At 74.3% G+C, this 6,266-nt stretch carries 6 protein-coding genes; 4 read left to right on the top strand and 2 right to left on the bottom strand.

The genetic code is table 11. From position 1 onward, the window contains the following. Positions 1-164 precede the first annotated feature (164 nt). Positions 165-743: an Rv1733c family protein gene (locus AQI88_RS27670; protein WP_067004288.1), complete on the bottom strand. Its 579-nt coding sequence runs from the start codon at positions 741-743 to the stop codon at positions 165-167. Between the two features lie 281 nt (positions 744-1,024). Between AQI88_RS27670 and AQI88_RS27675 the strand changes: the two genes are divergently transcribed. The 4 genes from AQI88_RS27675 to AQI88_RS27690 all read left to right on the top strand — a co-directional run bounded on the left by AQI88_RS27675 (position 1,025) and on the right by AQI88_RS27690 (position 4,957). Next, positions 1,025-2,110, top strand: coding sequence for a WD40/YVTN/BNR-like repeat-containing protein (locus AQI88_RS27675; RefSeq protein ID WP_067004468.1), 1,086 nt, complete (start codon positions 1,025-1,027; stop codon positions 2,108-2,110). A 133-nt stretch (positions 2,111-2,243) separates the two neighbouring features. Continuing rightward, a complete protein-coding gene (locus AQI88_RS27680) occupies positions 2,244-2,921 on the top strand; it encodes a uracil-DNA glycosylase (RefSeq protein WP_067004290.1) in 678 nt (225 codons plus the stop codon). Continuing rightward, a complete protein-coding gene (locus tag AQI88_RS27685) occupies positions 2,918-3,883 on the top strand; it encodes an N-acetylglucosamine kinase (protein ID WP_067004292.1) in 966 nt (321 codons plus the stop codon). The genes AQI88_RS27680 and AQI88_RS27685 overlap by 4 nt, the downstream gene beginning before the upstream one ends. Positions 3,884-4,033: 150 nt before the next feature. Then, the gene (locus AQI88_RS27690) at positions 4,034-4,957 is read left to right on the top strand and encodes a sirohydrochlorin chelatase (RefSeq protein WP_107118678.1); all 924 of its coding nucleotides are present in this window, start codon (positions 4,034-4,036) and stop codon (positions 4,955-4,957) included. Positions 4,958-5,048: 91 nt separating this feature from the next. Here the strand turns inward: AQI88_RS27690 and AQI88_RS27695 are convergent, their stop codons facing one another. Then, a complete protein-coding gene (locus AQI88_RS27695) occupies positions 5,049-6,077 on the bottom strand; it encodes a lactonase family protein (RefSeq protein WP_067004297.1) in 1,029 nt (342 codons plus the stop codon). Between the last annotated feature and the right edge of the window lie 189 nt (positions 6,078-6,266).

Below are 6,266 nucleotides of genomic sequence, written 5' to 3' on the forward strand. Positions count from 1 at the left end.
GTCGGCCCACTCCGCGCCCCAGCGGCCGCGCCCCCACCCCACACGGCCCACGGCCCACGGCCCACGAGGGCAGGTACGGCAGCCACGACACCACACGGGACGAAGCGCTGCTCAAATCCTGCAGAGACGTGCTGGCCCGGCTGTAGGCCCATGCCGGGCAAGGCTCAGCCGGTCATCCGCCCCCACTGCGGCCCCAGCCGGGCCCACTCCGCGTCCCAGCGGTCCATGCGGCGGCGCTCCAGACGCCCGCGGAGGACGAGGCCGCCGACGAAGGGAACGGCCGCTGCGCTCGCCCCGACCAGGCCGCCGATCAAGGTCGCGCGGAGGGCGGCCTCGGAGGCGGTCGTGGGACGGGTGACGAGGTGCCCCTGCGGGTCGGTCCAGACGGTGACCGGTGCGCCGGCCTTGCTGCCCGGGGCGACTCGGGCCTGGCCGGTGTGCCCCGAGCCGTCGGCCACGGTCCAGTGCACCTCGGCCCAGACCCGCTCGCCGCCGGTGCTCTCGGCGGCAGGCTTTCCGGGGGCCTGTGCGACGACGCGGGCGACGGCGGGATGCCAGGCGGCGCGTTCCCGGGCCAGTCCGTGCTCCACCGACCGGGCTGCGGCAAGCCCGGCCAGCACCCCGGCCAGGACGGTCAGCAGCCAGGCAGCCAGCACCACCCAGGCCTCCACCACGTCGGCCCGGCGCCTGAGCGGATTGCTCCGCCAGCGCCACAGCCACACCTTGGGACCACGGAACGCCATCAAAGGCATCCTCCTCACGAGCGCACCGACAGGCCGGACCGACCTCCCATACGGGCAGGGCCGCCCCGTTGCTCACGACGAGCCGTCCTCTCGACGGTCGCACGAGAAACCCCTTTCCCGCAGGCGCATGCCGCAACGGATCCGGCCGATCTCCGCGACAGGCCGACGACACCGCCCTGACCAGCGGCGACACGGTTCCCGGGGGTGGCTGTCAGTGGTGGGGTGCAGACTGACCGGTATCTGACGACTACCTGGACAAAGACGTCCCGGAGGTGATCGGCATGACCGAGGTCCTGCTCGCCGTGGGCACCCGCAAGGGCCTGTTCATCGGGCACCGGCGCGGTGGCGCCTGGGAGTTCGACGACAGCCCGTATTTCAACGCGCAGGCCGTGTACTCCGTCGCCATCGACAACCGGAGTGGCACACCGCGGCTGCTCGCGGGCGGCGACAGCGCGCACTGGGGCCCGTCGGTGTTCCACTCCGACGACCTGGGCCGCACCTGGACCGAGCCGGCCCGGCCCGCCGTGAAGTTCCCCAAGGACACCGGCGCTTCACTGGAGCGGGTCTGGCAGCTGCACCCGGCGGCCGCCGAGCCGGACGTGGTGTATGCGGGCACGGAGCCGGCCGCGCTGTACCGCTCGGCGGACCGCGGGGAGAGCTTCGATCTGGTGCGTCCCCTGTGGGAGCACCCGACCCGCTCCCAGTGGGTGCCGGGCGGCGGCGGTGAGGGCCTGCACACGGTGCTCACCGACGCGCGCGACCCGCGGGCGGTGACCGTGGCCGTCTCCACCGCCGGGGTGTTCCGCACCACGGACGGCGGGGCGAGCTGGGCGCCGTCCAACTCCGGTGTGTCCGCGGTGTTCCTGCCGGATCCGAACCCGGAGTTCGGCCAGTGCGTGCACAAGATCGCCAAGGACGCGGGCAACCCGGACCGGCTGTATCTGCAGAACCACTGGGGCGTGTACCGCAGCGACGACGCGGGCGTCCACTGGACCGACATCGGCGCGGGCCTGCCGTCGACGTTCGGTTTCGCGGTGGCCGCCCATCCGCACCGTGGCGACACGGCGTATGTCTTCCCGATCAACGCCGACGCCGACCGGGTGCCCGCCGACCACCGCTGCCGGGTCTTCCGCACGGCCGACGGGGGCCGGAGCTGGGAGCCGCTGTCGAAGGGTCTGCCGGCGGAGGACCACTACGGCACCGTGCTGCGCGACGCGCTGCGCACGGACGACGCGGACCCGGCCGGGGTCTACTTCGGCAACCGCAACGGCGAGGTGTTCGCCTCGGCCGACGACGGGGACAGCTGGCAGCAGCTGGCCTCGCATCTGCCGGACGTGCTGTGCGTGCGGGCCGCGGTGATCAACTGACACCGCCGGTCCCCTGCCCGGGGAGAGAAGGTGAGAGCGGCAACGGTCATCCACGTCGGCGGTCCGGTCAACCTCGGTCGGCCTCCGGTCGCAGCTTGATCGCCGACCGGTGTACGGCAGTAGGGTGACGCCCGTGGCACCACGACCCTTGCATGAAATCGTCGAACCGGCCTGGGCGAAGGCCCTGGAGCCCGTCGCCGGACAGATCGCCGCGATGGGCGACTTCCTGCGCACGGAGATCGCCGCGGGACGCACCTACCTCCCGGCCGGACCGAACGTCCTGCGCGCCTTCCAGCAGCCCTTCGACGAGGTGCGCGTGCTGATCGTCGGTCAGGACCCGTACCCGACTCCGGGGCACGCGGTCGGGCTGTCGTTCTCGGTCGCGCCGGAGGTGCGTCCGCTGCCGCCGAGCCTGATCAACATCTTCCGCGAGCTGAACACCGACCTGGGGCTGTCCCAGCCCTCCACCGGCGACCTCACCCCGTGGACGCAGCAGGGCGTCCTGCTGCTCAACAGGGCGCTGACCACGGCACCGCGCAGTCCGGCCGCCCATCGCGGCAAGGGCTGGGAGGAGGTCACCGAGCAGGCGATCCGGGCCCTGGCGGGGCGCGGCAAGCCGCTGGTGTCCATCCTGTGGGGCCGGGACGCCCGCAATCTGCGTCCGCTGCTGGGCAGTCTGCCGGCCGTGGAGTCCGCGCATCCCTCGCCCATGTCGGCCGACCGCGGCTTCTTCGGCTCGCGTCCGTTCAGCCGGGCCAACGAGCTGCTGATCCAGCAGGGCGGACAGCCGGTGGACTGGCGTCTGCCGTGACCGTTCCCGGTTACCTGGCAGTGGACTCCGGGGGCTCCGGCCTCCGGGTCGCCGTCGGTGTTCCGGGGCGGGCGCCGGCGGCCCGGGGGGAGTCGGGGGAGCCGGTGCGTACCGGTGGGCGGGGTATCGATCCCGACCATCTGATGGCGCAACTCGTGCCTCTGGCCCGTGCGTTGACGGCGGAGGCCGGGCTGGGCGAGCTGGGCACGGCCGTCGTCGGTGCCACCGGGTTCGCCAGCCTGGGCGACGCCCTGCGCGCCAAACTACCGGGTGCGCTCGCCCGGGAGCTGGGCGTGCGGACCGTGGCGCTCGCCGCCGACGCCGTCACCGCCTACGTCGGCGCCCTCGGACCGCGTCCGGGTGCCGTGGTCGCCGCGGGCACCGGCCTGATCGCGATCGGCACGGACCTGACCGGGTGGCGGCGGGCGGACGGCTGGGGCCACCTGCTGGGCGACTGCGGCGGCGGCGCCTGGATCGGGCGGGCCGGGCTGGAGGCGGCGCTGCGCGCCCACGACGGCCGCGACGGCGGCTCCGGCCCCCTGCTCGCGTGCGCCGAGGAGCAGTTCGGCCCGGTGCGCGGGCTGCCCGGCCTGCTCTACCCGCGCCCCGACCGACCCGCGCTGCTGGCATCCTTCGCGCCCCGGGTGGCCGACTGCGCCGCGCACGACGCGGTCGCCGCCCAGATCCTGCGCGCGGCGGCCCGGAACATGGCCGAGTCCGCCGCGGCCGTGTGCCCGGCTGCCGGAGCGCCCGAAGTGGCACTCACCGGCGGCCTCTTCAAGATGGGCGACCCGCTCCTCGTACCCCTGCGTGAGGAGTTGGCACAGCGGCTGCCGCACGCCCGGCAGGTTCCGGCCGAAGGGGATCCGCTGCACGGCAGTGTGCGGATCGCGACCGAGCTGGCGGCGGGGCGGCTCACCCTGCCGGGTGAACCACACCTGCTCTACGTGGTCATCACATAAGGGGATTGCCCCCTTCCCGGACGATGTGTCCGGCACATGCCCGAAACACGTCCCAAACGGACGTAACTCATCAGACAAAAGCGGACGGAAACCGCTCACCTGCACCCTCCCCGAACAGGGGAGCCCAAGAAGCCAGTAACATGCGGCGCCATGAGCTCCCCCACTGGGCCCGCGTCCGGCCTGCCAGTACGAATGCCGCGACCCCGCCAGCCCGGACGGCACCGCCGACCGGAACCGCTGGTGGCTCCCGAGGGCGCGCCCGCGCTCGTCCTCGCGGTGCCCGGCGCGCCCGGCGCCGCCTCGCGCAGCCTCGCCGAGGAGGTCGTGAGCATCGCCCGCTCCGAGCTGCCCGGCCTGGATGTCCGGATCGGGTACGTGGACGGGGACGACGCCGAGTTCCCGAGCCTGCGGTTCGTGCTCTCGCGCACCGCCGAGGAGCGCACCGCCCGCTACGAGCAGGCCGTCGCCGCCGGGCTCGAGGTCGCGCAGCCCGACGGCCCGGTCGCCGTCGTCGTCCCGCTGCTGGCCGGACCGGACAGCGCCCTGCTGCGCCAGGTCCGCCAGTCCGTGATGGAGAGCCGGGTCGCCGCCGAACTGACCGATGTCCTCGGCCCGCACCCGCTGCTCGCCGAGGCGCTGCACGTGCGCCTGTCCGAGGCGGGCCTGGCCCGCGCCGACCGCGCCCGCCTGTTCACCGTGGCCACCGCCGCGGACGGCATCATCCTGGCCTCCGTGGGCGGCGAGGAGGCCGTGCAGGCGGCCGGGATCACGGGCATGCTGCTGGCCGCGCGCCTGGCCGTGCCGGTGATGGCGGCGGCACTGGACCAGGAGGGCTCGATCGCCTCGGTCGCCGAGCAGCTGCGTTCCTCGGGTTCGCAGCAGCTGGCCCTCGCGCCGTACCTGATCGGCCCGGAGATCGACCCGGGGCTGCTGGCGGCGGCCGCCGAGGAGGCGGGCTGTGCCACGGCCGAGGCGCTCGGCGCCTACCCGGCGATCGGCAAGCTCGCCCTCGCCAAGTACACGACCGCGCTGGGCATCTCTCCGCAGCAGGCGCAGGGCACGCCGGTCCGCTGACGCGGCACGGCACGGCACCGCACCGCACCCGCACGAGAAAGGGCCCGCTCCAGCCACTGGAGCGGGCCCTTCGGGGTCCTGGCGGACCGGCTCAGCCGAAGACGACGCAGGCGGCCGCGGCGACGTCGACGGAGCCGTCGTAGCGGGGCAGTCCCGTCCTCTCCTCGATGGCGAACCAGGTCACGTCACCGGAGCGCTCGTTGGCCGAGTAGAGGAAGCCGGCGTGCCCGGCCAGCGCGCGCGGCCAGTGCCCGCCGCACGGCACCGTGCCCGTCAGCCGGAGCCCGTCAGCCTGGACGGCGAACACGGACAGGACGTCCTCGCCGCGGGTCGCGGTCCACACGAAGCGTCCGTCGGGCGAGACGACGATGCCCGACGGGTAGGCGTCGCCGGCCGGGGCGCCCGGCAGGACCGGAACCTCGGTCAGCGGCTTCAGGGAGCCGGCACCCGCGTCCCAGCGGCAGACCGTGACGGTCGGGGTGAGCTCGTTGACCACGTAGGCGTGCTCGCCGTCCGGGTGGAAGGCCAGGTGGCGCGGGCCCGAGCCGGGGCGCACCGCGATCTCGCGGTGCAGGGCGGGGGCGCCGCCGTCCAGGGTGCACACCCGGACCGAGTCCGTGCCGAGGTCGACGCTGAGGGCCCAGCGGCCGCTGGGGTCGGGCTGCACCTGGTGGGCGTGCGGGCCACGCTGGCGCCGGTCGTGCGGGCCGGAGCCGGTGTGCTGGAGCTGTCCCGAGGGCGCGGCGGCCAGGGTGCCGTCCGGGCGCAGGGGCACGGCGGTGATGCTGCCGGAGCCGTAGTTGGCGGTCAGGACGTGACCGGCGTACAGGCTGAGGTGCGTGGGTCCGCTCGCGTCGACGCGCACGGGCGGCCCGGCCGGTTCCGGCTTGTCGCCGACCCGGAACGCGGCGACGGCGCCGTCGGCGGTCTCGCTGACCGCGTAGAGCATGTCCCCGTCCGGCGACAGGACCAGGTAGGAGGGGTCAGGTAAAGTGCCGAGGCCGCCGGTGAGGATCAGTGCACCGCTGCCCGGGTGGACCTCCGCGGTGACCAGTCCGGGGCCGCCCGCCGCCGTGAACGACCCGATGAACGCCCTGTGCCGCCGCCCGCCTGCTGTCACCGCTGTCCCCTCTCCGTCGGAGCCAGTGCCGACGGTAGCAGTCGATCACCCAAGGTCTAGACCAAACGGGTGAAGGGGGGTGGCGCGCCGGCTCCTCTCATTCCCCCCACCAGCGGCGATCCCAACGGCGCCCGCAGGAGCCCGGCCAGCCCGGCTGAGGCGCACTCCAAGCCATGAAGCCAGCCAGAG

The sequence above is a fragment of the Streptomyces cellostaticus genome, assembly GCF_001513965.1.
GTDB classification, from domain to species: Bacteria; Actinomycetota; Actinomycetes; order Streptomycetales; family Streptomycetaceae; genus Streptomyces; species Streptomyces cellostaticus.